Genomic DNA, 22,954 nt, shown 5'->3' with positions numbered 1-22,954 from the left:
CCGACCCTATACGCGGAGTGTTTGGTGGGGGAGGACCTGCCGACGATCTCCGCGTGGCCTAGGGTCGTATCTGCCATGGCTCGTGTCATTCACGTATTCCGCGCACCCGACCGGTTCATCGCAGGAACCGTCGGGCAGCCCGGCGACCGCACCTTCTACCTGCAGGCCTCCGAGCAGAGCAGGTTGATCAGCGTCGCCCTGGAAAAGCAGCAGGTCCAGGTCCTCGCCGAGCGCATCGGCTCGTTGCTCGAGGAGGTGCATCGCCGCTTCGGCACCGACGTGCCCGAGGACGCCCCGCCCGACGACCTCGACACCCAGCCCCTCGACGTGCCCGTCGAGGAGGAGTTCCGCGTCGGCACCATGGGACTGGGCTGGGACGCCGAGTCCAAGGCGGTCGTCATCGAACTCCTCGCGGTCTCCGAGGAGGAGGTCGACGAGGCCGTCGTGCTCGACGACACCGAGGAAGGCCCCGACGCCGTGCGGGTCTTCCTGTCCCCCTCCGCCGCCCGTGCCTTCGCCGACCGCGCCGACCGCGTCGTCAACGCCGGCCGCAAACCCTGCCCGCTGTGCAACGAACCGCTCGACGCGGACGGCCACATCTGCCCCCGGCAGAACGGCTACCGCCGCACCGAAGAAGACTGACGTGGACACCTCCGCGGCCCTGCGGTTGCTCGAACACGGTCGCATCGAGGTGGAAGGCCGCCTCGTCGACGCCTCCAACGCGACCTTGTTCTGCAAGATCTCGCTGGACGGCGTCGACGCCCAGTGCGTCTACAAACCCGTGCGGGGCGAACGGCCGCTGTGGGACTTCCCCGACGGCACGCTCGCCGGCCGCGAGGTGGCCACCTACCTGATCTCCGCCGCGTCCTTCGGCGTCGTGCCGCCCACCGTCCTGCGCCCCGGCCCGTTCGGCAGCGGCATGGTCCAGCTGTGGATCGAGACCCGCGAAGAGGACGAGCTCGTCGACATCATCGGCGTGGACGACGTCAAACCCGGCTGGATCCCCGTCTTCCACGCCCACGACCGCTTCGGCGACCCGGCCGTGCTCGTGCACGCCGACCACCCGCGCATCGCCGAGATGTCCGCCTTCGACGTCGTCGTCAACAACGCCGACCGCAAGGGCGGCCACGTCCTGCACGCGCTGGACGGCGCCGTGTACGGCGTCGACCACGGCATCTGCCTGCACACCGAACCCAAACTCCGCACCGTGCTGTGGGGCTGGGCCCGCGAACCCCTGCCCGACCACGTCGTCGAGTCGCTGCGCCGCCTGCGCTCCGAGCTCGACGGCACCCTGGGGGAGTCGCTGCACGAGCACCTCACGCGCGCCGAGGTCCGCGCCGTGGGCGAACGCGTCGACAAGCTGCTGGCCGCCGGGGTGTACCCCGAGCCGTCCGGCGACTGGCCCGCCATCCCCTGGCCCGCGTTCTAGGGCGTGTCCCGTAAGTCTCGTCCGCGACAGTCGCGGCCGAGGGACCCGGAGGCGGCACCGCCGCAACACCCGAATACGCCCGGTATGAGGGCGTCGCGGCGTCGCTACGCTCGGCGTCCATGCAGTTGATCAACCCGCCCAAACCCCGCCCCGGCGACCGTGTCGCGATCGTCTCCCCGGCCTCGCGGGCCTGTTCCCCCAGCCCCACGAACTGGGCCTGCGGCGCCTGGAACAGGACTTCGGCCTCATCCCGGTCGAATACCCGGCCACCCGCAAGATGGGCTCGCCCCCGCGGGAACGGGCGGACGACCTGCACGCCGCGTTCGCCGACCCCGCCATCAAGGCCGGTCGTGGGGCGGCAACCTGGAGATCCTGTCGTGGCTGATGATGGCCGGCCGGGAGATCAACGCCCCCGAGCACTACGACGGCACGGTGCTGTTCTTCGAGACCAGCACGGCCCGGCCCGCACGATCACCGTCACCTGCTGACCGTCGCGGTCATCGGCGAACTATTCGTTGCCCATTGACATTCCCTCCAATTGAGACAGTGCTGGGGTTTGACGGGACATCATCGTGCCCCTATGTTCTGGGAGGCGTTCTGACCTGCGCAAACATTCAAATATGAATGCGGGACACGGGTGACATGACCTATTTCGAACGAATCGTCGTGGTCGGCACCGCCGAACTCGGCGCCTGGGCGGCGACGTGCCTGGCGCGCCGGTTCGGGCCCGTTCACCTGATCGGACCCGGCGCCGAGACGCTGACCGACGTCGGCGTCCGCCGCTACCCGCACGCGGTCGTGCGCGACCTCGACCTCGACACGCCCGCCGTCATCGTCGACAACGACGGCGGACGGCTGCAGCGGCTGGTGTGCGACCGGCTGCTCATCGCCGGGTGGCCCGTGCCGCTGCTGCCGGTCAACCGGTGGGTCGTCGACGGCAAGGTCGTCGTCGCCGGCGACGGGGCGGACCTGCGGCTGCTCTCGACGTGCTTCGACGCCAACGGACTGTGGCGCCCAGCGCTCGCGGACTACCAGATCCGCCGCCAATCGGGAGCGAACTCGCTAATCTGAGTTGAGTGATCGATGACGAGGACAGAACCCGGCTGATCCGGCGTTTCGGCACCGGCGTGACCGGGTGGATCGACGCCCTGCCCGACCTGGTCGCCACGCTCACCGCCCGCTGGGGCCTCACCCTGCTGCACCACATGCCCGGCGGCACCGGCGCCACGTTCCTGTGCACCAACGCCGTCCTCAAACTCACCCCCGAGCACGACATCGCCGTGCACGAGGCACGAGCCCTGAGCGCCTGGGCCCACACGCCCGCCGTGGTCGACCTGCTCGACGCCGACCTCACCCGCGGCGCGCTGCTGCTGGCCCGGATCCGGCCCGGCACCCCCGCCACCGACCCCGCCACGGTCGTGCCGCACCTGCACGAGGCGAACCCGGCGGGGTTCCCGCCGCTCAAAGCCCGCGTCGACTTCCTGTTCGAGACCGTGCTCACCCGCCGCACCGGCACCTACTACGCCACCGAGCACCACCGCGCCCGCAAACTCGCCGCCGACAACGTCCCACCGGTGCTGCTGCACGGCGACATGCACCCCGGCAACGTCCTGCAGGGCCCGGCCGGACCGGTCGCGATCGACCCGCGGGCCTGCGTCGGCGACCCGGCCGTCGACTGGCTCGACTTCGTGCACGGCGGATACGACCTGCACGGCGCCGACGTCGATCTCGACCGCGTCCACGAGTGGCTCACCGCCTTCAAACCGTTCTACGGCTAACGTTGCCAGCCGTGCGTTCCCACGACTACGGCCGCGACGTCCTCTCGACCCGCAAGCGCAAGAAGGTCCCCGAGATCGCGGCCGAACCCGGCCTCGTCGTCGAGGACCCCGCCAGCGGCTTCTGCGGAGCCGTCGTGAAGTTCGAGTACGGCCACGTCGTCCTGGAGGACCGCCACGGCCGCCACCGCCTGTTCCCGCTCAACCCCGCGGGGTTCCTCCTCGACGGACGACCCGTCACCCTCATCAAGCCCGCACCGCAGCCGCCCAAACCGAAGATCACCGCGTCCGGCTCGGTCAAGGTCGAGGGCCTGCGCGCCCAGACCGCCAAGGCCAGCCGCATCTGGGTCGAGGGCAAGCACGACGCCGAACTCGTCGAACGCGTCTGGGGCCACGACCTGCGCGTCGAAGGCATCGTCGTGGAACCCCTGCACGGCGTCGACGAGCTCCCGCGGCGCATCGCCGAGTTCGGCACCGCCGGGCACCGCCGCCTGGGCGTGCTGGTCGACCACCTGGTCGCGAACTCGAAGGAACAGCGCGTCGTCGAGCAGATCCGCGACGACAACGTGCTCGTCACCGGCCACCCGTACGTCGACATCTGGCAGGCCGTGAAACCCCAGGCCGTCAAGATCAAGGCCTGGCCGGTCGTGCCGCGCGGCGTCGACTGGAAGACCGGCGTGTGCGCGCAGCTGGGCTGGGGCGAGACGTGGGAGGGCTGGCAGCGCGTCCTCGGCGCGGTGTCCAGCTACCGCGACATCGAGTCCGACCTGCTCGGCGCCGTGGAGCGGCTCATCGACTTCGTCACCGTCCCCCAGGACTGAACGCGTCTCACCCGGAACGGCGCTGGGCAGCCCACGCGACGAGGTTCATGCCGAGCGCGCCCAGCGCCACGACGCCCAGCATCACGCCCAGCACCCAGAACGCCTGGTCGTTGTCGGCCAGCGCGGAGTCCACGACCCGGCCGTCACGCAGGTCGTAGCGCACGGCCACGCGGGTGCCGGGCTGGTGCGCGGACCCGTTCTCCGACAGCGTCTCGACCTGCTTGGAGCCGTCGGGCAGCGAGTACTCGATCTTGAGCGACACGCTCTTGCCGGACTTCAGCCGCTCCAGCACCGTCGCCTCGGCACTGGCCCACGACCTCTGCTCGGCGGCGGACTGCAGCACGACCACCAGGCCCACGACCGCGCCCGCGAGCACGAGCCTGGACACGAACCGGCCCCTGCGCGACTTCATCGGCTTCGTCACCGTGCCCCCGGGCTGATCCACTCGGGCCGCCGCGCGGGAGTCCAGGCGATCAGGTTCATGCCGATCGAGCCGGCGATCAGCACGCCCAGCATGACGCCCATGACCCAGAAACCCTCGTCGTTGTCGGCGAGCGCGGCGTCGACGACCTGGCCGTCGCGCAGCTCGTAGCGCACGGTCACCCGCGAGCCGGGTTCGCGGATCGGCCCGTTCTCCGGCAACGTCGCCACCTGCACGCGTCCGTCGGGCAGCGGGTACTCGACCTCCACCGACGCGCTCTTGCGCTTGTACCGCTCCGTGACCGTGCCCTCGGCGCTGGGCCACGACTGCTGCTCGGCGGCGGACTGCAACACGACCACCAGGCCCACGACCGCGACGGCGAGCACGAGTCCGGAGACCAGCCGTCCCGACCTCGAGCGCACCTTCAACGCCTTCGCCATCACGCCTCCCTCGCCGGAATCATCTCCCGTTGATCGATTTCGTTACGGTCCGGGGCTCAGCACGGTGAATCTCGGACCCGGCCGGTCCCCGTTGGTGTATGCATGGGCCATGGCCGCCCTGATCTGGCTGATCGTCGGGATACTGCTCGTCGTCGCCGAGGTTCTCTCCGGTGACTTCGTGCTGGTCATGCTCGGCGCCGCCGCGCTGGCCGCGGCAGGCGTGTCCGCACTGGGTGCCGCCGACCTGGTGAGCGTGCTCGTCTTCGCGGCGTCGTCGGTGGGCCTGATCGTCGCGGCCCGGCCGCTGCTCAAGAAGCGGCTGCAGCTCGGGTCGGGCATCCGGATGCACCACGAGGCACTGCTGGGCGGCAGGGCCGTCGCGGTGACGCAGGTGACCGAGCACGGCGGGCAGGTCAAGATCGGCGGCGACACCTGGAGCGCGCGCACCCTCGACGGGTCCGTGGTCGAAGAAGGCGAAGCCGTCACCGTTGTCGAGATCTCGGGCGCCGTCGCCGTGGTGATAGCCGCGGTGTGAGCGCCCGCAGGAGGGTGTGAACCGAGTTGGACCCGATCACCGCTGTGATCGCCGCCGTCATCGCGATCTTCGTGCTGACCATCGCCGTCAAATCCGTGCTGGTCATCCCGCAGGCGCAGGCCGCCGTCATCGAACGCCTCGGCCGCTACCGCAACACCGCGGCACCCGGCCTGAACATCATGGTCCCCTTCATCGACAAGGTGCGGGCCCGCATCGACCTGCGCGAGCAGGTCGTGTCGTTCCCGCCCCAGCCGGTGATCACCCAGGACAACCTGACCGTGTCCATCGACACCGTCGTGTACTTCCAGGTCACCGAACCGCGCTCCGCGGTGTACGAGATCTCCAACTACATCGTCGGTGTCGAGCAGCTCACCATCACCACGCTGCGCAACCTCGTCGGTGGCATGAGCCTCGAAGAGACCCTGACCTCGCGTGACCACATCAACGGTCAGCTGCGCGGGGTGCTGGACGAGGCGACCGGCCGCTGGGGCCTGCGCGTGGCCCGCGTCGAGCTCAAGTCCATCGACCCGCCGCCCTCCATCCAGGACTCGATGGAGAAGCAGATGCGCGCCGACCGCGAGAAGCGCGCCATGATCCTCACCGCCGAGGGCCAGCGCGAGTCGTCGATCAAGACCGCGGAAGGCCAGAAGCAGTCGCAGATCCTCGCCGCCGAGGGCGGCAAGCAGGCCGCGATCCTGTCCGCGGAGGGTGAGCGGCAGTCGCAGATCCTGCGGGCGCAGGGTGAACGTGCCGCCCGCTACCTGCAGGCGCAGGGCCAGGCCAAGGCCATCGAGAAGGTGTTCGCCGCGATCAAGGCGGGCAAGCCCACGCCGGAGGTGCTGGCCTACCAGTACCTGCAGACGCTGCCGCAGATGGCCCAGGGCGACGCGAACAAGGTCTGGATGATCCCGTCCGACTACGGCAAGGCCCTCGAAGGGTTCGCCCGCATGCTGGGCGCGCCCGGCGACGACGGCGTGTTCCGCTACGAGCCGCCCGCCGCCGAGGAGGGGGAGACCTCACGCCCGGAGGACGAGGACGAGTCGGTCGCCGCCTGGTTCGACCTCAAGTCCGATCCGAAGGTCGCCGAGGCCGTCGCCGCCGCGGAGGCCGTGGCACGCCAGGAGGTGCCCGGCCCGCTCAGCGGCATGCCGCGCCCGGTCGCCGGCGCCGCGCCGCTGCCGGAACTGGGCCGGTCCGACTTCGAGGGCGAGCAGCCCCGGTCGCTGCACCAGCCGGGCGAGCACGCCTGACCGCACGACACACCGAGCGGCCCATCCCGATCACCGGGGTGGGCCGCTCAGTCGTCTCACCAGCGCGAACAGAAAACTTCAAGGAAATTCGGGGGCGTGTGTCGATCGAAGACCCCGCCGTTCGACCTGGGCGTGAAAGGGTCCACAACGGACCCGCACGAACCTACTGGGAGACACCGAAATGAAGTTCATGCTGATCTGGCGCGTGACCTCCGACGAGGCCTGGGGCAACCTCGGTGAGCTCGACTTCGACCAGATGCTCGAGACCGTCGGCAAGTTCAACGAGGAGCTGATCGAGGCCGGGGTCCTGGTCGCCGCCGAAGGTCTCGCCCCCGCCGAGGAGGGCGTGGTCGTCGACTTCTCCTCCGAGCCGCCCGTGGTCACCGACGGCCCCTACGGCGAGACCAAGGAGCTGTTCAACGGCTTCTACCTGATCAACGTCCCGACCATCCAGGACGCGGTCGAGTGGGCCAAGCGCATGCCGATGACCGCGGCCGGGTTCAAGACCGAGATCCGCCGCGTCCCCTCGATCGACGAGTTCCCGCAGGACAACGAGTGGATCAAGAAGGAACGGGCCTGGCGCGAGTCCACCGGCCAGCTCTGAGCTCACCGCTCTGATCTAGTTTGGGCGGTATGAGCGACCCCACGGGACGCAAGGCCGTAGCCGCGGTGTGGCGCATCGACTCCGCGAGGATCATCGGTGCGCTCACCCGCTACACCGGCGACTTCGCGCTGGCCGAGGACCTGGCGCAGGAGGCACTGGCCGAAGCGCTGGTGACCTGGCCGCGCGAGGGCGTGCCCAACAACCCGGCGGGCTGGCTGCTCACCGTGGGCCGGCGGCGCGCGATCGACGCGTTCCGCCGCCGCGGCGCCCGCGACGAGAAGTACGCCGCGATGGCGCACCACCTGCCCGAAGGCGGTGCGCTGACCGGCGCCGACCCCGGGCCCGCACCGGACGACGTGCTGTGGGACCCGGACCAGATCGACGACGACACCCTCGCGCTGATGTTCACCTCGTGCCACCCGGTGCTCTCACGCGAGGCCGGGGTGGCGCTGACGCTGCGGGTGATCGGCGGTCTGACCAGCGACGAGATCGCGCGGGCGTTCCTGGTGCCCACGGCGACCGTGCAGGCCCGCATCACCCGCGCGAAGAAGACCCTCGGTGCGGCGGGTGTGCCGTTCGAGGTGCCGCCGGTGGCGCAGCGCCCGGCGCGGCTGGCGCAGGTCCTCAGCGTCGTCTACCTGATCTTCACCGAGGGCTCGTCGGCCAGTTCCGGCGACGAGGTCATCCGCTTCGACCTGGCCGGGGAGGCGCAGCGGCTCGCGCGGATCCTGTCGCGGCTGATGCCGGAGGAACCCGAGGTCCACAGCCTGCTCGCCCTGCTCGAGCTCACCGCCGCCCGCTTCCCGGCCCGCCGGGGCCCTGACGGCGAGACGGTGCTGCTGGAGGACCAGGACCGGCGCCGCTGGGACCGCTCCGCCATCGCCCGCGGCCGTGCCGCGCTCGCGAAGGCCGCCGACGCCGGCCGCGGGTACGGCTACTACGGGCTGCAGGCCGCGATCGCCGAGTGCCACGCGCTGGCGTCGTCGGTCGAGGAGACGAACTGGGGCCGCATCGTCGCCCTCTACGACGGGCTGGGCCGCCTGGCCCCGTCGCCGGTCGTGGACCTCAACCGGGCGGTGGCCGTCTCGATGGCCCAGGGGCCCGCCGCGGCCCTGCCGATCGTCGACGCGCTGGCGCCGGCCGAGGCGTTCAAGGACTCGCACCAGCTACCGGGCGTGCGCGGGGAGTTGCTGCGCCGCCTGGGCCGTCTCGACGAGGCCCGCGCCGAGCTCGAGCAGGCGATTCGGCTGTGCGGCAATGAACGCGAACGGGCCGTGCTGACGCGGAAGCTGGCGGAACTGTCCCCATCTGACCACCGAGGGTGAACCTTAAATCCGTTAGGGCGACATCGGTAGCACTCGACCGGGTGACGCGGGAATGATGTTGTGATGGACTCGCTGCCCGACACCGTGGCCTCCGCGCTGGTCGAGGCCGACAGCGAGAGCACCGGCTGGCCGGCCCGCTGGCAGGCGCTGACCGCCGTGTCGGTCGAGCTGCAGTCGCTGCTGGTCACCGATCCCGGACCGCGGCTGGTCGCGTTGATCGAACAGATCGTCACCCAGCTCGCCGACGGGGTCGCCACCAGCCGCCGTCACCGCGTCGAGCTGGCCGAGCTGGCCCACCGCGTGCTGGGCATCCACGCCCGCGCGTGCGCCGAGACCGGCTCCGACCCGCGGCGGCTGGCCGACTGGCTGCTCGACCTGCAGCTGCAGCACCCCGACGCGCCCGACGTCAGTCTCGCCGCCTACGCCGGCGCCCTCGACGACGAGGGCCTGGCCCGCTACCGGGAGCGGGCGGTGGCGTTGTTCGAACCGCTGCCGGTGATCGGGTTCGGTGAGACCGGCCGCTACGACCGCGCCCGCTGGGCGCTGCTGCGCGTCATGGAGGAGCTCGCCGAGTACACCGAGGACGTCGACCTGCAGCTGCTCGTGCTGGGAAAGGACCTCTCCTCGGGCTGGCACTACCTGCAGGTCGCGACCGTGCTGCGCGACAACGGCCGCTCGGATGAGGCCCTGGACTGGGTGGAACGCGGGCTGCGCGCCGTGGGTGGGCGCGGGGCGGCGCTGCGGCTGATCGACCTCGCGGTGGAGGAGCACCTGCGCCGGGGCGCACCGCAGCGCGCACTGGAGATCTGCCGGGAGGCGTTCTTCGCGCGGCCCAACCTCGAGGTGTACCTCAAGATCCGGGCGCTGGTCGTGCACACCGACGAGTGGCCGCCGCTGCGCGCGGAGCTGGTGCGGCATCTCGTGCAGGACGGCAGCCGCCTCGCGGTGGAGGTGTACCGGCGCATCGTGGAGGTCGAGCTCGCCCGGCGCGGCATCGAGGAGCAGGACCTGGTCATGGACCTGCTCGAACAACTACGCGGCCTGCAGCCCGACGCGTTCGCCGACTACCTGGACCACATCAAGTCGCGGCACGTGGCCGACCGGGAACTGCTCGACGAGTTGTCCAAGCGCGGATTCTGACCATTCCCGGTTCGGATAGTCCGTTCTCGTAATATCCTAGTTCGCATGACCGAGGCCAGAGGGGATCCGGTCCGCCCACGGCCGGGCGCGCTCCAGCTGGGCGGACACCGACAGCAGCGTGCACTCGTCGTGCTGGCGGCCCACGAGCTGCACCGCCAGGGGCAGGCCCGCCGACGTGCGGCCGGCCGGAACCGAGGCGGCGGGGTTGCCGACGATGTTCCACAGCGGCAGGAACGTGGTGTAGTGCGCGGCCGCGAGCAGCGCCGTGACGACGTTGCGGCCGTCCCACTCGCCCACGCGGATCGGCGGGCGGGTCAGCGCCGGGGTGAGCAGCACGTCGATCGAGGCGAACACCCGGTTCGCGTACGCGGTGAGCGCCGCGTCGTCCTTGGCCGCCCACCGTGCGACACCGCGCGGCACGCGCCGGCCCAGCTCGCTGACCGCCCGGGTGCGGGGCTCGACCAGGTCCGGGAACTCCATGCCCATGCGCGCCAGGTAGGCGTTGTGCACGTAGCGGGCGGCGAACTGGGTGGAGGCGGTGACGTCGCGCATCGGCGGATCGAGCCGCACGACGTCATGACCGAGGTCGGTGAGCAGCGCGGCGGTGTCCTGCACGACGTCGCGGACCTCGTCGGCGATCGGGATGCCCGGCCCCCACGGCCGCAGCGACACCCCGATCCGCAGCCGCCCCGGATCCGTGCGCGCGGCCTGGACGAAACTCGTGCGCGGCGGATGCGCGACGTGCGCGTCACCGGGGACGGCACCGTGGATCTGGTCGGCGACCAGCGCCCAGTCCGCCACCGTGCGGGTGATCGGCCCCGCCACGACCAGACCGCCCAGCATCTGCGGTTCCGGCGAGAGCGAGACGCGGCCGCGCTGGGGCTTGAGCCCGAACAGGCCGGTCATGGCGGCGGGGATGCGGATCGACCCGGCGCCGTCCGTGCCGATCGCGGCCGCCGCCAGCCCCGCCGCCACGGCCGCGGCCGACCCGCCGCTGGACCCGCCGGGGGAGTGCGCGAGCGACCACGGGTTGCGCGTCGGCCCCGCCCAGGAGCTCTCGGTGAACGGCCACAGGCCCAGCTCCGGCATGCGGGTGCGGCCGATGATCACCGCACCGGCCGCGCGCAGCCGCGTGACGATCGCGGAGTCCGCCGGCTGCGGGGTGCGCGCGGCGTTCGTGCCCTGGGTGGTGGGCAGGCCCGCCAGCGCGATGTCCTCCTTGACCGCGATCGGCACCCCCAGCAGCGGCAGGTCCTCGCCCGCGGACCTGCGCTCATCGGCCCGCTCCGCCTCGGCCAGTGCCTGCTCGGCGAAGACCAGCCGGAACGCGTTGAGCCGCGGGTCGACGCGCTCGATGCGGCGCAGGTGCTCGGCGAGCAGGTCGCGGGCGGTCACCTCACCGGACCGCACGGCCTGGGCCTGCCTGCCCACCCCGGCGAAACACAGCTCCGTCAGCTCCATGAACCGACCCTAAGCGCCCGCAGCTGATCTACGGAATGGGAGAAGCGCACATGAGAGTCCTCGCGATCACGGCCGCCGCACTCGTCGCCCTGAGCACCCTGGTGGCCCCCGCCCACGCGGCCGGGGCGCCGATCTACCGCTACGAGATCATCGACCGCGCCAACAGCTGGCTGACGGCCAACAACGGCGTCCGGGTGCCCTACGACCAGAACCGCAAGTGGACCGACGGCTACCGCATGGACTGCTCCGGCTACGCCTCGATGGCCGCCCGGCTCGACAAGGACCCGGACGCGCCCAACACCCAGGCGCTCATCACCACCACCTGGACCTCGCCCATCTCGATGAGCCAGCTCACGCGCGGCGACCTGGTCATCGACGCGATCGGGGACGGCAACAGCCGCCACGTCGTCATCTTCGACCGGTGGACCGACTCGACCAGGACCCGCTACTTCGCCTACGAGCAGCGCGGCGACTGGGGCACCGACTGGCGCAGCCGCACCTACGGACTCGAGGCCAACTCCGAGTACAAGGCGCGGCGCCTGAACAACGTCATCGACAAGTGAGCCCGCCGGGCCCTGCCGCCTGGGTTCACGCCGACGCGGTTCACGCCGGTTGGGCCCGGCTGCGGTGGTTCGCGACGGCGACGCGGTTGGCGCATTTGGTCGAGCAGAACCGCCGCCGGCCGTTGCGGCTGGTGTCCACGAACACCGTGTCGCAGCCGTCGCGGCCGCACGAGCCGATGCGCCCCGCGTCCTCGCAGAACAACGCCGCCATGCCCGCCGCCGTGTACGCCTTGAGCCGCACGTCGGTCGGCGCGTCCTCGCGGGCGTAGTGCAGGTGCGGGGCGCGCCCGTCGTGCGTGGAGATGTAGTGCGTCGTGGACGACTGGGCCAGCAGCTCGTTGAGCAGCTCCACCGTGGGCGTGCGGAAGGCGATGCGCAGCCGTTCGATCCAGTCTCGTACGTCACGTTCCTGCCGTGCGTCCAGAGAGCCCAGGGGCTTGTAGTCCGACGCTTTCAGCACGTCGAGCAGGTGCGTGGCCGGGTCGGCGTTGACCAGCGTCGCGGCCAGTTCGGCGGCAGCCCCGCCGTAAGGGTTGAAATGCACTAGACCATGACATCAGGCTTGGCCCATGATCGCCACCTGCCCCGCCTGTCACTGGTCCGCCACCTCCGCCGTGTCCTGCCACGGCGCCGTCGCCTACGTCCGCTGCGTCTGCGGCCTGTTCCTCGTGCTCGAACGCGGCGTCGTCACCGCGACCGCGGGGACCAGCACGTTCGCCCCGATCCACCACACCCGTGGTGATCTTGCTAGTGTCCCGGACCGTGAGCCGTCGTGAGCTTCTGTGCGACACCGCGATCCAGATCCTCGCGGTGGAAGGCGGCCGTGGCCTGACCCACCGCGCGATCGACCGCGAGGCCGGCGTGCCCATCGGCACCACCAAGAACTACTTCCCGACCCGCGAGGCCGTCCTCACCGCCTGCGCCGGCCGCATGACCTCGCTGCACCGCGCCGCCGTGCAACGCCTGCGCGAGACGACCCCGCCCGACATCAGCGCCACCGACGTCGCCGAGCTCTACCCGGCCCTGCTGCGCCGCGCGGTCGCCGACGACCCGACGCAGATGCTCGCGATGGTCGAGCTCTACCTGGAGGCGGTCCGCCGTCCCGGTGTGCGCGAGGCGCTCTCGGGCATGGTCCTCGCCAACGCCGAGGCCGCCGCCGCGCTGCAGCAGGCCGCCGGACTGCCCTCGACGGTGCGCGACACGGGCCTGCTCGACGCCTACTTCCTCGGGGTGGCGATCTCGCTGCTCGCCCTGCCGGCGGAGACGCTGCGCACCGTCGGCCTGGACGACCCGTACGCGCTGGGCATCGGCGTGTTCTCCGCGACCGCGCCTAGCGCCGGCCCGTCACCAGAACGGCGATCATCAGGGTCAGGCTGATCACCGCCGGGATCGCGAGCGCCACCGCGGGCTGGGCCAGCTTGAAGGGATCACCGCTCAGCTGCGCGACGACCGCCCAGGTCGCGACACCGCCGCACACGAGCGCGACACCGCCCAGGACGGCCGCCCCGCGCCTCTTGTACCTCCTGCGCACCGGCTCCCGCCGGGCGTCCAGGCAGCGCGTGGTCAGAGCCGCGGCGATGGCGTGGCTGTTCTCGGTGAGCCCGCTGATGTGCAGGAGCTCCCCGTCGGCGAAGCGGATCATGCAGCCGGCCTTGGAGTGCTCTGCGATGTCGACTGCCCGCACCTGGTCCCACGCCCAGGACCGCCGCACATCGCCGAGAACGTGGACGATGCCGTCCTCGTGGAGCTCGACCACCTCGGGCGGGCCCGGCTTGAACAGCAGGACGGCTGCGGATCCGGTGCAGAACAGCAGCGGCATGAGGGCCAAGATCAGCCCGCGCTCGGCGCCGCCGAGGTCGATCACGAACGACAGGGCCAGCATCGCGGCGCTCACGAGCGCGACGATGACCGTGACGAGGCCCAGGACGCGTCGCCGGTCGCCGGCGACGGAGTGCGTGCTCAGCAGGGGACCCATTCGATCAACCTAGTCGGCGTGCCAGCGCCGCCGTGAGCGTGGCGTAGGTCTGGTCGACGTCACCGCCGGCCTCGATCACGGTGACGTGAGGGGTCAGGTAGGCGGTGATGCGGTCATGGCTGTGCCGGATCACTTGCGTGCCGCCGAGTGCTTCGACGACGTGGTCGATGTGGTGCTCGCGCCGCCGGTAGCGGTCGATCGCGGTCTCGGGTGCGGCGAGCAGCACGCACTCGAGGTAGTCCGCGCCCGCGGCTCGGGTCGCCGCGGCGAACTTGTCGCGTTCGCTGTGACGCATGATCAGCTGCGGCATCACGACGTCGTGGCCCGAGGCCAGGTGGGTGGCCGCCATGGCCAGAGCGAGGGGACGGACCAGGCCCACGGTGCCGTGGAAGTCCTCGCGCCAGCCGCCGACGAGCCGGACGACCTCGTCGGCGTCGAGGTCGAGCGTTCCGGGGTGGTCGGCGGCGTAGCGGGCGGCGATCGTGGACTTGCCGACGCCGGTGGGGCCGTTGAGGTGGATCAACCGAGGCACCGGCCCCAGGCTAGCGGTAGACCTTCGCCAGCTCGTCGATCGCCGTCGCCACCAGCGCGATCGCGATGTCCGGCGACTTGCCGCAGCTCGCGGGCCGCGCCGGCACGGTCTGCTCGGTCAGCGCCACCCGCCACTCCCGGCCGTCGGCGTGCCTCACGGTCGCGGAGTCCGGGGTCTCGGCCACGACGGTGAGCACGTCGCGGTGCTCGCTGATCTTCTCGCGCACGGCGACCTCGGCGACCTGACCTCGCGGGGTGAAGCAGGAACGGCCCCGGCAGCGGTCGGCGACGATGCCCTCGGTGACGACGCGCTGCGCCAACTGGTGGTCGAGTCGTCCGTACAGGTGACCGGTGGGCAGCAGCACGCCGGTGGGCGCGAAGCGGTGACCGCCGGTGTGGGTGCACTCCCACAGGTGCAGCGCGGTGGCGATCGGGCGGCCGTACAGCGCGCAGCAGACGTCGCGTTTGCTGTTCGTGCAGATCAGCAGCAGCGGGTCGCGGACCGGGGTGCCGAACGCGGTGGAGCGGCCCTGGCCCAGGGCCTCGAAGTCGAGCTCGAGGGCTTCCTCCGGTGAGGCCAGGTCGGCCTGCTCCAGCCACGAGGCGCCGGGCTTCGCCGAGGCCAGGTACAGGCGGCGCCGCGCGGGGACGTGGTCGTCGGCGTGCCTGCCGGGGCGGCGGATCAGCAGGATGCGCACACCCGTGCCGGCGGCGCGGCGCTGCAGTTCGGCGCCCAGTTCGGGGTCGAGGTGGCTCTCGGTCAGGGCGTCACGGCCCCACGGGCCCGGCTGTTCCAGGCACAGCCACGCCGTCGCGGTCGCAGCCGTGCCGGCCAGCGGTTCGCCCGCGAAGTCGGAGAGTGTCGAGCACCTCATCTGCACACTCTATACGGCCGTTCGGGTGATGACTAAGGCGACCCTTAGTTGATCTGCTGGTTCGATCATCGGTGGTTGTCTCCTCCGGGGCGGGGCTAGGTTCTCGTTCATGAACGTCGCGGTGTGGATCGTGTCGGGTGTGCTGGCTGCCCTGTACCTGATGGCGGGCTTCACCAAGCTGGTCAAGACCAAACAGGACCTGCTGACCGAGCCGAGGATGGCCTGGGCGGGCGATTTCACGTCCGGGCAGGTCAAGGGCATCGGCGCGGTCGAGGTGGCGGGCGCGATCGGGCTGGTGCTGCCGTGGCTGACCGGCGTCGCGCCCATCCTCACGCCGATCGCGGCGCTCGGACTGGCCCTGGTGCAGGTGGGTGCCGCGATCACGCACATCCGCCGCGGTGAGAGCGCCACGGTGCCGATCAACCTCGTGTTGTGCGCGCTGGCCGTGTTCGTGGCGGTCGTGCGCTTCGGTCAGCTCTGAAGGCGCCGCACCCGTTCCCGCATCGACGCCTCCAATTTCGCGCGGTAGCCGATGAACATCTTGTTCGCCAGGTAGGGCGCCCAGTTGCCCTGCCTGGCGATGTTGTAGACGCGGTGACGCACGAGCGCGCCCTCGGGGTGCAGGTGCAGCGTGTCCTCGCCGAAATACCACCAGTCGCCCCAGTAGGCGATCACGCCTTGTTCGCGGTCCACGAGCCGATGCGGCCCGGACTCGCCGGCGTCGGCGAACATCCGTGCGCGCACGTCCTCCAGCGGCGCGTGCACCACGCCGGTCACTTCGAACAGCAGTCTCATCGGTGTCTGTCCTCCCAGTCTTGGTAGCCGCCGACGGTGCCTTCGCGGGTGGCGGTGGCGAACCAGGCCAGCCAGGCGCGTTCGGCGCGCAGCATGGCCATCCGGTAGTCGAGCTCGATCCACGCGAGCTGCGGCAGCCCCATGCCGGCGAGCTTCTCCAGCAGCACCGCCAAGGCGGTGAGCTGCTCGCCGACCGCGGCTTCACGCTGTGCCACGACCTGCAGCGCGTCGGCCGGGGGCAGCAGGCCGACCAGGGAGATGCCGGCCTCGAAGCGCGGGTACTCCCTGGCGGGCACGGCGATCAGCTCGCGCAGCCAGTCGTGCAGCTCGGTCGTGCCCGCGGCGGTGACGGCGTAGACGGTGCGTTCGGGGCGGTTGCCGGCCTTCTGCACGGCGGAGGCGGTGATCAGCTCGTGCCGGTGCAGTGACTCCACTACCGTGTACAGCGAGCCGTAGTTGAGCTTGATGACCTCCTCCTGGTGGCGTTCCCGCATGGTCTGCGCCATCTCGTAGGGGTGCATGGGCCGCTCCGACAGCAGGGCCAGCACCGCGAGGGCCAGGGGGTTGGTGCGTTTGAACGTCATATCCGCTCCCGTATATCCGGCACCGAGTATAGGGTCTGCGGTATGACTACGGTGATCACCGGGGGAAGCCGGGGTATCGGTGCCGCGACCGCGCGCAAGCTCGTGCGCGACGGGCATCAGGTCGTGATCAGCTACCGCCAGGCCCAGGACGAGGCACGCGCGCTGGAGAAGGAACTCGGCGTGCTGGCCGTGCGGGCGGACACGGCGGACGAGAACGACGTGGCGCGCCTGTTCGACGCGGCCGGAGCCGACATCACCGGTGTGGTGAGCAACGCCGGCATCACCTCCCCGTCCGGCCCGCTGGCGCAGCTGCGCACCGAGGACTTGCGCCGCGTGGTGGACGTCAACCTCGTCGGCGCGATCTTCGTGGCCCGAGAGGCGGCCCGGCGGATGAGCGCCGGTTCGATCGTGAACGTCTCGTCCGGGGCGGCGACGCTGGGCAGCCCGGGGGAGTACGTGCACTACGCCGCCACCAAGGCCGCCGTGGACGCGCTGACGATCGGCCTGGCCAAGGAGCTCGCGCCGCGCGGGATCCGGGTCAACTGCGTGCAGCCCGGCACGGTCCGCACCGACGTCCACCGCCTGTCCGGCGACCCCGGCCGCCCCGACCGCGTCGCCGCCCGCATCCCGCTGGGCCGCCCCGGTGAGGCCGATGAGATCGCGAACGCCATCGCGTGGCTGCTGTCGGACGAGGCCTCGTACACCACGGGCGCGATCCTGCGGGTGGCCGGCGGCATGTGAACCTGTGGCCTTTCGCCTCTGCGAGCGGTGTCCGCGCTGCCCGTAGGCTTCTCCGTCATGTCCGCGCCCACGCTCACCGACTTCGTGCTCGCCAACACGACGCTGGCCCCCGTGCCGCTGGTGCCCGAGGTGCTGCTGCACAGCGCGGCCGAGGCGATGGACCTGTGGGAGCTGACCCACCACGACCAGCCGCCGTTCTGGGCGTTCCCGTGGGCGGGAGGGCAGGCACTGGCACGGCACCTGCTCGACAACGCCGGGCTGGTGCGCGACAAGAAGGTCTTCGACCTGGCCTCGGGTTCCGGGCTGGTCGCGATCGCCGCGGCACTGGCCGGTGCGGACGTGGTGACCGCCAACGACATCGACCCGCTGGCACTGGCAGCGGTGCAGCTCAACGCCGCCGCCAACGGCGTCACGGTGCACACCCTGGACGGCGACCAGCTCGACAGCGACGCGCACGGCGCCGACGTGGTGCTCGCCGGGGACGTGTTCTACGACGCGGAGATCACCGCGCTGGTGCTGCCGTTCCTGAGCAGGGCCGCGGCACGGGGCGCGGTGGTGCTGCTCGGCGACCCGGACCGCGCCCACCTGCCCCGCGACCGGTTCACCGCCCGCGCCCGCTACCAGGTGCCGGTACCGCTGACGCTGGAGAGCACCGAGACCCGTGCCGCCACGGTCTGGCGGGCCTAGTGCGGCACAGGCCTAGTTGGTCACCAGGCAGAACGGGTGCCCGGCGGGGTCGGCGTGGACGCGGAACCCGACGTGCTTCGACGAGCCTTCGAGCAGCGTCGCCCCCAGGGCGAGCACGAGCGGCTCGGCGACGTCGAGATCGGTGACCATGACGTCGAGGTGGACCTGCTGGGGGTGTTCCTGGCCGGGCCAGCGCGGCGGCGAGCAGTCCTCGACGCGCTGGACCGACAGGCGCCGGCCGTTCGCCGTGACGAGCGTGGACCAGTCGCCGTCGGAGTCGGCGATCTCACCGCCGACGACCTGCCGGTAGAACTCGGCGAGCGCGCCGGGGTCCGGGCAGTCGATCACCACGTCGTAGAACTCGCCGATCATCACACCGCTAGCCCAGCCGCTCGACCACGAACGCGGTGAGGAACCCGGCGGTGGTGCACAGCCCGGTGTAGAGACGGGCCCGCTCGTAGGCCTCGGGGATCATGGTGTCCGCGATCATCGCCAGGATCGCCCCCGCCGCGATAGCGGTGATCACGGCGATGAGCTGCGGCGACGCCCCGTCGAGCAGCAGGTTGCCCAGGGCAGCGGACAGCCCGCTCGCCACCGCGATCGCACCCCACACCCCGAACACGTAACCGGGGCCGCGGCCGGCCTGTTTCATGCCGGCGACGCTGGAGAGCCCTTCGGGGACGTTCGAGATGACCACCGCCGCCAGCATCGCCACCCCGACCCCGCCGCCGCTGAGCAGCGACACACCCAGCACCACCGACTCGGGCACGCCGTCGAGCAGCGCTCCCACGGCGATCGCCGTGCCGCTGCCCGCCTGGTCGTCCTCCGTCGGCTGGTTGCTGCTGCGCTTGCGGTGCCGTGCACCGCGCCGGGCGAGCAGCAGGTTCGCCAGCACGTAACCGACCGCGCCACCCAGGAACCCGGCGGAGGTGGCGAGCAGGCCGCCGGTCTTCTCCGCCTCGTCCATCAGCTCGAACGCCGCCGCCGCGGTCAGCACCCCGGCGCCGAACGCCATCACGACGGCCACGACGTCGCGGGGCACGCGCAGGAACCAGGCGACGAGCGCGCCCACCACGAGCGCGCCGCCACCGGCCAGTCCCCAGATCCCCGCCTCGATCCACTGCGGCATGGCTACATCTTGGCGAAGAACACCCTCAGGTCGCTCGCCAGCAGTGCGGGCGAGTCGTGCCCGGAGTAGTGCCCGCCGGTCTCGAACTCCGACCAGTGCACGAGGGTGTGGTGGTCGCGTTCGGCGAAGCGGCGGATGGTCTGGAAGTCGTCGGGGAAGATCGCGACGCCCATCGGCACCGTCGTCGGCTCGCTCGGCTGGTCCTCGCGGTGCGCGTCCTCGTAGTACAGCCTTGCGCTGGAGCCCGCGGTGGCGGTGAACCAGTAGATCGCCACGTTCGCGAGCAGGAAGTCCTTCGTCACGGCCGGTTCGCCCATCAGCTGCATCGTCCAGGCGAGCTGGCCGGCGGGGGAGTCCGCGAGCGCGAACGCCACGTTCTGCGGCCGCGACTGCTGCAGCTTCGCGTAACCGGACATGGTCTCCCAGAAGTTCTGCAGCACCCCGAGGCGGCGGAAGTCGTCCTCGGTCAGGCCTTCCATCTCCGCCGGGTCGCCCGAGGGGAAGGAGAAGATCTGCGTGACGTGCACCCCCGCGACGTGCTCCGGGTCGGCCCGCCCGACCTCCGGCGCGATGATCGCCCCCGCGTCGTTGCCGTGCACCCCGTAGCGCCGGTAACCCAGCCGTGCCATGAGCTGCGCGAACGCTCCGGCGATGCGCCCGGAGTGCCAGCCGGTCTCCGTGGTGGGCCCGGAGAACCCGAAACCGGGGATCGAGGGGATCACCAGGTGGTGGTCCTCGCGCAGGTGCTCGACCACGTCGACGAACTCCATGACCGAGCCCGGCCAGCCGTGGATCAGCAGCAGCGGCAGCGCGTCCGGGTTCGGGCTGGTGACGTGCAGGAAGTGAACGTTCGTGCCGTCGACCTCGGTGACGAACTGCGGGAAGGAGTTGAGCCGCGCCTCCACCGCCCGCCAGTCGAACTCCTCGGCCCAGTACCGGGCCATCTCCCGCACGTCCGCCACGTCGTCGCCGTAGCGCGCACCGGCCCCCGGCACCTGGTCGGTCCACCGCGTCCGCGCCAGACGAAACCGCAACTCGTCGATGTCGGCGTCCTCGACCGCGATGTGGAATTCCCTGATCTCCGTCATAACCCGAGGCTAACGACGCTTGCGGCCAGTCTCTGTCCTAAAGTCTGCGTCCATGTTGGAAACCTCGGCGCGCCTGCTGCGCCTGCTCGCCCTGCTGCAGTCACGCCGCGACTGGCAGGGCAGCGAACTCGCCGACGAACTGCGGATCAGCCCCCGCACCGTCCGCCGCGACGTCGACCGCCTGCGCGAACTGGGCTACCCGGTCAACGCCACCACCGGGTCGTTCGGCGGCTACCGCCTCGGCGCCGGCGCCGAACTCCCACCCCTGCTGCTCGACGACAACGAGGCCGTCGCCGTCGCCGCGGCCCTGCGCACCAACGCCGTCACCGGCCTCGAAGAGGTCTCCCTGCGCGCGCTGCTGAAACTGGAACAGGTCCTCCCGTCCCGCCTGCGCCACCGCGTCTCCGCCCTCGAACAGGTCGAATCCGTCCCACGCGACTCACCGGCCCCCGCCCTGGACCCGGAACTGCTCACCGTCCTCGCCGCCGCCTGCCGCGACAGCGACACCCTGCGCTTCGACTACCAGGCCCACGACGGCACCGCGACCCGCCGCCGCGTGGAACCCCACCGCCTCGTCAACTGGGGCCGCCGCTGGTACCTCGTCGCCTGGGACGCCGACAAACAGGACTGGCGCAGCTTCCGCGTGGACCGCATCACCCCGCCCCAGCCCCCGCACGGCCCGCGCTTCACCCCACGAGACCTCGACGCCACCACCTACGTCGCCTCCCGCGTCACCCAAGCCGCCTGGCGCTTCCAGGCCCGAGTCCTCGTCCACGCCCCGGCCGACGCCGTCGCCGCCCGCATCCACGCCGCCATCGGCACCGTCGAAGCCGTCGACTCGGAGTCGTGCGTGCTCGTGACCGGCTCCGACTCCGTCGAAACGCTCGCCGTGTGGATCGGCATGCTCGGCTACGACTTCGAGGTCACCTCACCACCCGAGCTCGTGGCACACGTTCGCACCCTTGCGGCCCGCTACGCCCGAGCCGTACAAGACTGAGCATGGCCATCACCGGACGGGACATCGAGCACCTGCTCTACACCGACACACCCGACCCGATCATGGTCGTGCACAACGGGCAGACGGAGATCGTGGCCGCCGCCCGGCTGGGCGGCCGGACCGGCGCCGTCGTGGTGTGCTCGCGCAGCGAGGTCCTGCGGTGGGTGGGGGAGCGAGACCTCACCGAGCAGGACCTCGCGACCCTGGCACAGGCGCTGACGGTGGCCGTCCAAGACCCGGATCAGCCGCCGCCGGCCTGGCCCGCCTGATCAGCCCGAGAACAACACCAGAAGACCGATCACGATCAACACGACCGGCAGCGCGACGTGACCCCACTTGGCGAGGGCACGGGCGACCACCTGACGTGAGGCCAGGAATCGACCCGTCCCGCACCACACGCCCACCAGCAGCAGGAACACCACGACGTAGACCCACGGCGAGTCCGTCACGGTGAAGACCGGCACGTAGACGCCGATGTTGTCGCCGCCGTTGGCCAGGGTCACGCCGGCCATCGCCAGCACGCCGGGGGCGGCGTCCGGCTCGTCCTCGTCATCCGCGCCGCGCCACAGGGACCAGGCGGCCTTGAGGCCGAGCGCCAGGGGGATGAGGCCCAGCCACGGGCGGAAGTGGGCGGGGAGCAGGGACGCGCCCAGCGCGCCGACCACGGCCAGCGCCAGGATGGCGGTGAAGCCCAGGTACTGGGCCGTCACCACCTGCCAGGCCGCCTTCGCCCGCGCGAAGAACAGCGCGAGGAGCACCAGGTCGTCGACGTTCGTCACCGCGAACATGCCTGCCGCCTGGCCGATCACCCCGAGATCCACTGCGGCATTCTCACGCACACGAAACGGATAGCTCATCCACATCTGTGCTAGCGTCGGTGACGTAAGCGGATCAGCTATCCGGATTGAGGAGTGTCATGGCACCCAGAGCAGTGGTCACCGCGGGAACCGGAGGCATCGGGCTCGAGACAGCCCTCGGGCTCGCCGCGGCGGGGTACGCCGTCACCGTCGTCGGGCGCAACCCCGAACGCGGCGCACGAGCCGTCGAGAGGATCAACGCAGGGGCAGGGGAGCCGGCGCGCTACCTGCAAGCCGACCTCGCCTCGCTCGACGAAGTACGCGCACTCGCCCCACGGATCGCCGCCGAAGGGGAGTTGGCCGTGCTGGTCAACAACGTCGGCGCCATGTTCCCCGACCACACCCGCATCAACGGCGTCGAAGCCACCTTCGTCGTCAACCACCTCTCGCCCTACCTGCTCACCGAATCCCTGCTCCCGGTGCTGACCGGCCGCGTCGTCAACGTGACCTCCGGCTCCATCACCACCGCCAGGAAGAACTTCGACGACGTCGAACCACCCGGCGGCTACTACGGCTTCCACTGGTACGGACGCGCCAAGCTCGCGAACCTCGCCTACACCCTCGACCTCGCCCACAAGCAGACCAACGTCTCCGTACTCGCGGCCGACCCCGGCGGCGCCGCCACCGACATGACCGACGGCACCCTGCGCACCCCCAAGATCGTGTCACCAGGCCTGCGACTGCTCTGGCCACTCGTCCGCCGCACCTTCGAACGCGCCACCTCCGGACCCGCCTCCGCCGCCGCCCGCCCCTCGATCCTCGCCGCCACCGACCACACCCTCGCCTCCGGCACCGTCATCGGCCGCCACGTCACCCCCGTGCGACCGAACCGCACCGCAGCCGACCCACGCGTACAGCAAGCCGTGCGCAGGCTCAGCGAGAGGCACGCACCACTCGTCCGCGTTCCGGATGGCGTATCCAATTAGTCTGG

The 22,954-nt window shown here is 71.1% G+C and carries 32 protein-coding genes; 19 read left to right on the top strand and 13 right to left on the bottom strand.

The genetic code is table 11. The features are described 5' to 3' along the window. The first annotated feature begins 75 nt into the window (after positions 1 to 75). The 5 genes from DFR72_RS12605 (at position 76) to DFR72_RS12580 (ending at position 4,025) form a co-directional block, all read left to right on the top strand. Positions 76 to 642 (top strand): DUF3090 domain-containing protein, encoded by a 567-nt coding sequence (locus DFR72_RS12605; protein WP_090062452.1) that lies wholly within the window; start codon positions 76 to 78, stop codon positions 640 to 642. 1 nt (position 643) lies between these two features. Further along, positions 644 to 1,429 (top strand): SCO1664 family protein, encoded by a 786-nt coding sequence (locus tag DFR72_RS12600; RefSeq protein WP_090062453.1) that lies wholly within the window; start codon positions 644 to 646, stop codon positions 1,427 to 1,429. A gap of 642 nt (positions 1,430 to 2,071) precedes the next feature. Next, positions 2,072 to 2,500 carry a hypothetical protein gene (locus tag DFR72_RS12590; RefSeq protein WP_143086556.1) on the top strand — a complete coding sequence of 143 codons (429 nt, stop codon included), beginning with the start codon at positions 2,072 to 2,074 and terminating at the stop codon, positions 2,498 to 2,500. A 5-nt stretch (positions 2,501 to 2,505) separates the two neighbouring features. Continuing rightward, positions 2,506 to 3,207: a fructosamine kinase family protein gene (locus tag DFR72_RS12585; RefSeq protein ID WP_090062456.1), complete on the top strand. Its 702-nt coding sequence runs from the start codon at positions 2,506 to 2,508 to the stop codon at positions 3,205 to 3,207. An 11-nt stretch (positions 3,208 to 3,218) separates the two neighbouring features. Beyond that, positions 3,219 to 4,025: a DUF3097 domain-containing protein gene (locus tag DFR72_RS12580; protein ID WP_090062458.1), complete on the top strand. Its 807-nt coding sequence runs from the start codon at positions 3,219 to 3,221 to the stop codon at positions 4,023 to 4,025. 7 nt (positions 4,026 to 4,032) lie between these two features. On the opposite strand, the gene DFR72_RS12575 is transcribed toward DFR72_RS12580, so the two are convergent. Together DFR72_RS12575 and DFR72_RS12570 are read right to left on the bottom strand one after the other, a co-directional pair. Further along, positions 4,033 to 4,437: a DUF3592 domain-containing protein gene (locus DFR72_RS12575; RefSeq protein WP_143086557.1), complete on the bottom strand. Its 405-nt coding sequence runs from the start codon at positions 4,435 to 4,437 to the stop codon at positions 4,033 to 4,035. Between the two features lie 8 nt (positions 4,438 to 4,445). After that, positions 4,446 to 4,886 carry a DUF3592 domain-containing protein gene (locus tag DFR72_RS12570; protein ID WP_090062461.1) on the bottom strand — a complete coding sequence of 147 codons (441 nt, stop codon included), beginning with the start codon at positions 4,884 to 4,886 and terminating at the stop codon, positions 4,446 to 4,448. A 109-nt stretch (positions 4,887 to 4,995) separates the two neighbouring features. Between DFR72_RS12570 and DFR72_RS12565 the strand changes: the two genes are divergently transcribed. The 5 genes from DFR72_RS12565 to DFR72_RS12545 all read left to right on the top strand — a co-directional run bounded on the left by DFR72_RS12565 (position 4,996) and on the right by DFR72_RS12545 (position 9,740). Further along, positions 4,996 to 5,421 (top strand): NfeD family protein, encoded by a 426-nt coding sequence (locus tag DFR72_RS12565; RefSeq protein WP_090062463.1) that lies wholly within the window; start codon positions 4,996 to 4,998, stop codon positions 5,419 to 5,421. 35 nt (positions 5,422 to 5,456) lie between these two features. Continuing rightward, positions 5,457 to 6,671, top strand: coding sequence for an SPFH domain-containing protein (locus DFR72_RS12560; protein WP_177224495.1), 1,215 nt, complete (start codon positions 5,457 to 5,459; stop codon positions 6,669 to 6,671). Positions 6,672 to 6,852: 181 nt separating this feature from the next. Beyond that, complete coding sequence (locus DFR72_RS12555; protein ID WP_090062466.1) at positions 6,853 to 7,275, top strand: YciI family protein; 423 nt, start codon at positions 6,853 to 6,855, stop codon at positions 7,273 to 7,275. 29 nt (positions 7,276 to 7,304) lie between these two features. Continuing rightward, a complete protein-coding gene (locus tag DFR72_RS12550) occupies positions 7,305 to 8,600 on the top strand; it encodes an RNA polymerase sigma factor (protein WP_090062467.1) in 1,296 nt (431 codons plus the stop codon). 63 nt (positions 8,601 to 8,663) lie between these two features. Then, complete coding sequence (locus tag DFR72_RS12545; protein WP_090062469.1) at positions 8,664 to 9,740, top strand: hypothetical protein; 1,077 nt, start codon at positions 8,664 to 8,666, stop codon at positions 9,738 to 9,740. 36 nt (positions 9,741 to 9,776) lie between these two features. On the opposite strand, the gene DFR72_RS12540 is transcribed toward DFR72_RS12545, so the two are convergent. Beyond that, positions 9,777 to 11,201, bottom strand: a complete 1,425-nt coding sequence (locus DFR72_RS12540; RefSeq protein ID WP_090062470.1) for an amidase — start codon at positions 11,199 to 11,201, stop codon at positions 9,777 to 9,779. Positions 11,202 to 11,251: 50 nt separating this feature from the next. Between DFR72_RS12540 and DFR72_RS12535 the strand changes: the two genes are divergently transcribed. Then, a complete protein-coding gene (locus tag DFR72_RS12535; RefSeq protein ID WP_211335399.1) occupies positions 11,252 to 11,764 on the top strand; it encodes a hypothetical protein in 513 nt (170 codons plus the stop codon). 40 nt (positions 11,765 to 11,804) lie between these two features. Here the strand turns inward: DFR72_RS12535 and DFR72_RS12530 are convergent, their stop codons facing one another. Continuing rightward, the gene (locus tag DFR72_RS12530; protein ID WP_090062474.1) at positions 11,805 to 12,308 is read right to left on the bottom strand and encodes a CGNR zinc finger domain-containing protein; all 504 of its coding nucleotides are present in this window, start codon (positions 12,306 to 12,308) and stop codon (positions 11,805 to 11,807) included. A gap of 25 nt (positions 12,309 to 12,333) precedes the next feature. On the opposite strand from DFR72_RS12530, the gene DFR72_RS12525 reads away from it, so the two are divergent. Continuing rightward, on the top strand, positions 12,334 to 12,540 hold the full coding sequence (locus DFR72_RS12525) for a hypothetical protein (protein ID WP_090062475.1): 207 nt from the start codon (positions 12,334 to 12,336) through the stop codon (positions 12,538 to 12,540). After that, positions 12,527 to 13,141 carry a TetR/AcrR family transcriptional regulator gene (locus tag DFR72_RS12520; protein WP_245982840.1) on the top strand — a complete coding sequence of 205 codons (615 nt, stop codon included), beginning with the start codon at positions 12,527 to 12,529 and terminating at the stop codon, positions 13,139 to 13,141. Before DFR72_RS12525 ends, DFR72_RS12520 begins: the two co-directional genes overlap by 14 nt. Here the strand turns inward: DFR72_RS12520 and DFR72_RS12515 are convergent. From DFR72_RS12515 to DFR72_RS12505, 3 genes are read right to left on the bottom strand one after another with little or no spacing between them, the layout of a single operon-like run. After that, entirely contained in the window at positions 13,095 to 13,739 is a 645-nt protein-coding gene (locus DFR72_RS12515; RefSeq protein WP_090062477.1) for a hypothetical protein, read from the bottom strand. The two genes, DFR72_RS12520 and DFR72_RS12515, sit on opposite strands and share 47 nt — an antisense overlap. Positions 13,740 to 13,743: 4 nt before the next feature. After that, positions 13,744 to 14,271: a P-loop nucleotide/nucleoside kinase family protein gene (locus DFR72_RS12510; protein ID WP_170176238.1), complete on the bottom strand. Its 528-nt coding sequence runs from the start codon at positions 14,269 to 14,271 to the stop codon at positions 13,744 to 13,746. 10 nt (positions 14,272 to 14,281) lie between these two features. Then, entirely contained in the window at positions 14,282 to 15,145 is an 864-nt protein-coding gene (locus DFR72_RS12505) for a ferredoxin family protein (RefSeq protein WP_090063544.1), read from the bottom strand. A gap of 109 nt (positions 15,146 to 15,254) precedes the next feature. Between DFR72_RS12505 and DFR72_RS12500 the strand changes: the two genes are divergently transcribed. After that, on the top strand, positions 15,255 to 15,626 hold the full coding sequence (locus tag DFR72_RS12500; RefSeq protein WP_090062480.1) for a DoxX family protein: 372 nt from the start codon (positions 15,255 to 15,257) through the stop codon (positions 15,624 to 15,626). On the opposite strand, the gene DFR72_RS12495 is transcribed toward DFR72_RS12500, so the two are convergent. Both DFR72_RS12495 and DFR72_RS12490 read right to left on the bottom strand, forming a co-directional pair. After that, the gene (locus tag DFR72_RS12495) at positions 15,617 to 15,940 is read right to left on the bottom strand and encodes a hypothetical protein (protein ID WP_090062482.1); all 324 of its coding nucleotides are present in this window, start codon (positions 15,938 to 15,940) and stop codon (positions 15,617 to 15,619) included. The two genes, DFR72_RS12500 and DFR72_RS12495, sit on opposite strands and share 10 nt — an antisense overlap. After that, positions 15,937 to 16,524 carry a PadR family transcriptional regulator gene (locus DFR72_RS12490; RefSeq protein WP_170176237.1) on the bottom strand — a complete coding sequence of 196 codons (588 nt, stop codon included), beginning with the start codon at positions 16,522 to 16,524 and terminating at the stop codon, positions 15,937 to 15,939. Before DFR72_RS12490 ends, DFR72_RS12495 begins: the two co-directional genes overlap by 4 nt. Before the next feature lie 42 nt (positions 16,525 to 16,566). Here DFR72_RS12490 and DFR72_RS12485 point away from each other — a divergent pair, with 42 nt between their 5' ends. Both DFR72_RS12485 and DFR72_RS12480 read left to right on the top strand, forming a co-directional pair. Continuing rightward, entirely contained in the window at positions 16,567 to 17,265 is a 699-nt protein-coding gene (locus tag DFR72_RS12485; protein WP_090063545.1) for an SDR family oxidoreductase, read from the top strand. Positions 17,266 to 17,322: 57 nt separating this feature from the next. After that, complete coding sequence (locus DFR72_RS12480; RefSeq protein ID WP_090063546.1) at positions 17,323 to 17,952, top strand: class I SAM-dependent methyltransferase; 630 nt, start codon at positions 17,323 to 17,325, stop codon at positions 17,950 to 17,952. 12 nt (positions 17,953 to 17,964) lie between these two features. Here the strand turns inward: DFR72_RS12480 and DFR72_RS12475 are convergent, their stop codons facing one another. Genes DFR72_RS12475 through DFR72_RS12465 form a run of 3 tightly spaced genes read right to left on the bottom strand, consistent with a single transcriptional unit; the run spans position 17,965 to position 20,169 of the window. Continuing rightward, positions 17,965 to 18,324 carry a VOC family protein gene (locus tag DFR72_RS12475; RefSeq protein WP_090062485.1) on the bottom strand — a complete coding sequence of 120 codons (360 nt, stop codon included), beginning with the start codon at positions 18,322 to 18,324 and terminating at the stop codon, positions 17,965 to 17,967. A gap of 7 nt (positions 18,325 to 18,331) precedes the next feature. Beyond that, complete coding sequence (locus DFR72_RS12470) at positions 18,332 to 19,081, bottom strand: ZIP family metal transporter (protein WP_090062487.1); 750 nt, start codon at positions 19,079 to 19,081, stop codon at positions 18,332 to 18,334. A 2-nt stretch (positions 19,082 to 19,083) separates the two neighbouring features. Continuing rightward, positions 19,084 to 20,169 (bottom strand): epoxide hydrolase family protein, encoded by a 1,086-nt coding sequence (locus tag DFR72_RS12465; RefSeq protein ID WP_090062488.1) that lies wholly within the window; start codon positions 20,167 to 20,169, stop codon positions 19,084 to 19,086. A 52-nt stretch (positions 20,170 to 20,221) separates the two neighbouring features. Here DFR72_RS12465 and DFR72_RS12460 point away from each other — a divergent pair, with 52 nt between their 5' ends. Both DFR72_RS12460 and DFR72_RS12455 read left to right on the top strand, forming a co-directional pair. Continuing rightward, positions 20,222 to 21,166, top strand: a complete 945-nt coding sequence (locus DFR72_RS12460) for a helix-turn-helix transcriptional regulator (protein WP_090062490.1) — start codon at positions 20,222 to 20,224, stop codon at positions 21,164 to 21,166. A 2-nt stretch (positions 21,167 to 21,168) separates the two neighbouring features. After that, entirely contained in the window at positions 21,169 to 21,435 is a 267-nt protein-coding gene (locus DFR72_RS12455) for a hypothetical protein (RefSeq protein WP_090062491.1), read from the top strand. Here the strand turns inward: DFR72_RS12455 and DFR72_RS12450 are convergent, their stop codons facing one another. Continuing rightward, positions 21,436 to 21,987 (bottom strand): cadmium resistance transporter, encoded by a 552-nt coding sequence (locus DFR72_RS12450; RefSeq protein WP_090062493.1) that lies wholly within the window; start codon positions 21,985 to 21,987, stop codon positions 21,436 to 21,438. Positions 21,988 to 22,082: 95 nt separating this feature from the next. Here DFR72_RS12450 and DFR72_RS12445 point away from each other — a divergent pair, with 95 nt between their 5' ends. After that, the gene (locus tag DFR72_RS12445) at positions 22,083 to 22,949 is read left to right on the top strand and encodes an SDR family NAD(P)-dependent oxidoreductase (RefSeq protein ID WP_090062494.1); all 867 of its coding nucleotides are present in this window, start codon (positions 22,083 to 22,085) and stop codon (positions 22,947 to 22,949) included. The last annotated feature ends 5 nt before the right edge of the window (positions 22,950 to 22,954 follow it).

Origin of the sequence: Lentzea flaviverrucosa, assembly GCF_003350445.1 — a bacterium.
Lineage (GTDB): Bacteria > Actinomycetota > Actinomycetes > Mycobacteriales > Pseudonocardiaceae > Lentzea > Lentzea californiensis.
Note: the sequence above shows the minus strand (reverse complement) of the source record. Positions and strands in the feature narration are given on the sequence as shown.

What these genes read in the sequence shown, in the direction of transcription:
- DFR72_RS12535 (WP_211335399.1), top strand. Translation starts at nt 11,252, where the DNA reads ATGAGAGTCCTCGCGATCACGGCCGCCGCACTCGTCGCCCTGAGCACC.
- DFR72_RS12515 (WP_090062477.1), bottom strand. Translation starts at nt 13,739, where the DNA reads ATGGGTCCCCTGCTGAGCACGCACTCCGTCGCCGGCGACCGGCGACGC.
- DFR72_RS12570 (WP_090062461.1), bottom strand. Translation starts at nt 4,886, where the DNA reads ATGGCGAAGGCGTTGAAGGTGCGCTCGAGGTCGGGACGGCTGGTCTCC.
- DFR72_RS12470 (WP_090062487.1), bottom strand. Translation starts at nt 19,081, where the DNA reads ATGCCGCAGTGGATCGAGGCGGGGATCTGGGGACTGGCCGGTGGCGGC.
- DFR72_RS12445 (WP_090062494.1), top strand. Translation starts at nt 22,083, where the DNA reads ATGGCACCCAGAGCAGTGGTCACCGCGGGAACCGGAGGCATCGGGCTC.
- DFR72_RS12490 (WP_170176237.1), bottom strand. Translation starts at nt 16,524, where the DNA reads ATGACGTTCAAACGCACCAACCCCCTGGCCCTCGCGGTGCTGGCCCTG.
- DFR72_RS12525 (WP_090062475.1), top strand. Translation starts at nt 12,334, where the DNA reads ATGATCGCCACCTGCCCCGCCTGTCACTGGTCCGCCACCTCCGCCGTG.
- DFR72_RS12575 (WP_143086557.1), bottom strand. Translation starts at nt 4,437, where the DNA reads ATGAAGTCGCGCAGGGGCCGGTTCGTGTCCAGGCTCGTGCTCGCGGGC.
- DFR72_RS12540 (WP_090062470.1), bottom strand. Translation starts at nt 11,201, where the DNA reads ATGGAGCTGACGGAGCTGTGTTTCGCCGGGGTGGGCAGGCAGGCCCAG.
- DFR72_RS12485 (WP_090063545.1), top strand. Translation starts at nt 16,567, where the DNA reads ATGACTACGGTGATCACCGGGGGAAGCCGGGGTATCGGTGCCGCGACC.
- DFR72_RS12550 (WP_090062467.1), top strand. Translation starts at nt 7,305, where the DNA reads ATGAGCGACCCCACGGGACGCAAGGCCGTAGCCGCGGTGTGGCGCATC.
- DFR72_RS12495 (WP_090062482.1), bottom strand. Translation starts at nt 15,940, where the DNA reads ATGAGACTGCTGTTCGAAGTGACCGGCGTGGTGCACGCGCCGCTGGAG.
- DFR72_RS12505 (WP_090063544.1), bottom strand. Translation starts at nt 15,145, where the DNA reads ATGAGGTGCTCGACACTCTCCGACTTCGCGGGCGAACCGCTGGCCGGC.
- DFR72_RS12590 (WP_143086556.1), top strand. Translation starts at nt 2,072, where the DNA reads ATGACCTATTTCGAACGAATCGTCGTGGTCGGCACCGCCGAACTCGGC.
- DFR72_RS12480 (WP_090063546.1), top strand. Translation starts at nt 17,323, where the DNA reads ATGTCCGCGCCCACGCTCACCGACTTCGTGCTCGCCAACACGACGCTG.
- DFR72_RS12460 (WP_090062490.1), top strand. Translation starts at nt 20,222, where the DNA reads ATGTTGGAAACCTCGGCGCGCCTGCTGCGCCTGCTCGCCCTGCTGCAG.
- DFR72_RS12605 (WP_090062452.1), top strand. Translation starts at nt 76, where the DNA reads ATGGCTCGTGTCATTCACGTATTCCGCGCACCCGACCGGTTCATCGCA.
- DFR72_RS12565 (WP_090062463.1), top strand. Translation starts at nt 4,996, where the DNA reads ATGGCCGCCCTGATCTGGCTGATCGTCGGGATACTGCTCGTCGTCGCC.
- DFR72_RS12545 (WP_090062469.1), top strand. Translation starts at nt 8,664, where the DNA reads ATGGACTCGCTGCCCGACACCGTGGCCTCCGCGCTGGTCGAGGCCGAC.
- DFR72_RS12500 (WP_090062480.1), top strand. Translation starts at nt 15,255, where the DNA reads ATGAACGTCGCGGTGTGGATCGTGTCGGGTGTGCTGGCTGCCCTGTAC.
- DFR72_RS12475 (WP_090062485.1), bottom strand. Translation starts at nt 18,324, where the DNA reads ATGATCGGCGAGTTCTACGACGTGGTGATCGACTGCCCGGACCCCGGC.
- DFR72_RS12555 (WP_090062466.1), top strand. Translation starts at nt 6,853, where the DNA reads ATGAAGTTCATGCTGATCTGGCGCGTGACCTCCGACGAGGCCTGGGGC.
- DFR72_RS12465 (WP_090062488.1), bottom strand. Translation starts at nt 20,169, where the DNA reads ATGACGGAGATCAGGGAATTCCACATCGCGGTCGAGGACGCCGACATC.
- DFR72_RS12455 (WP_090062491.1), top strand. Translation starts at nt 21,169, where the DNA reads ATGGCCATCACCGGACGGGACATCGAGCACCTGCTCTACACCGACACA.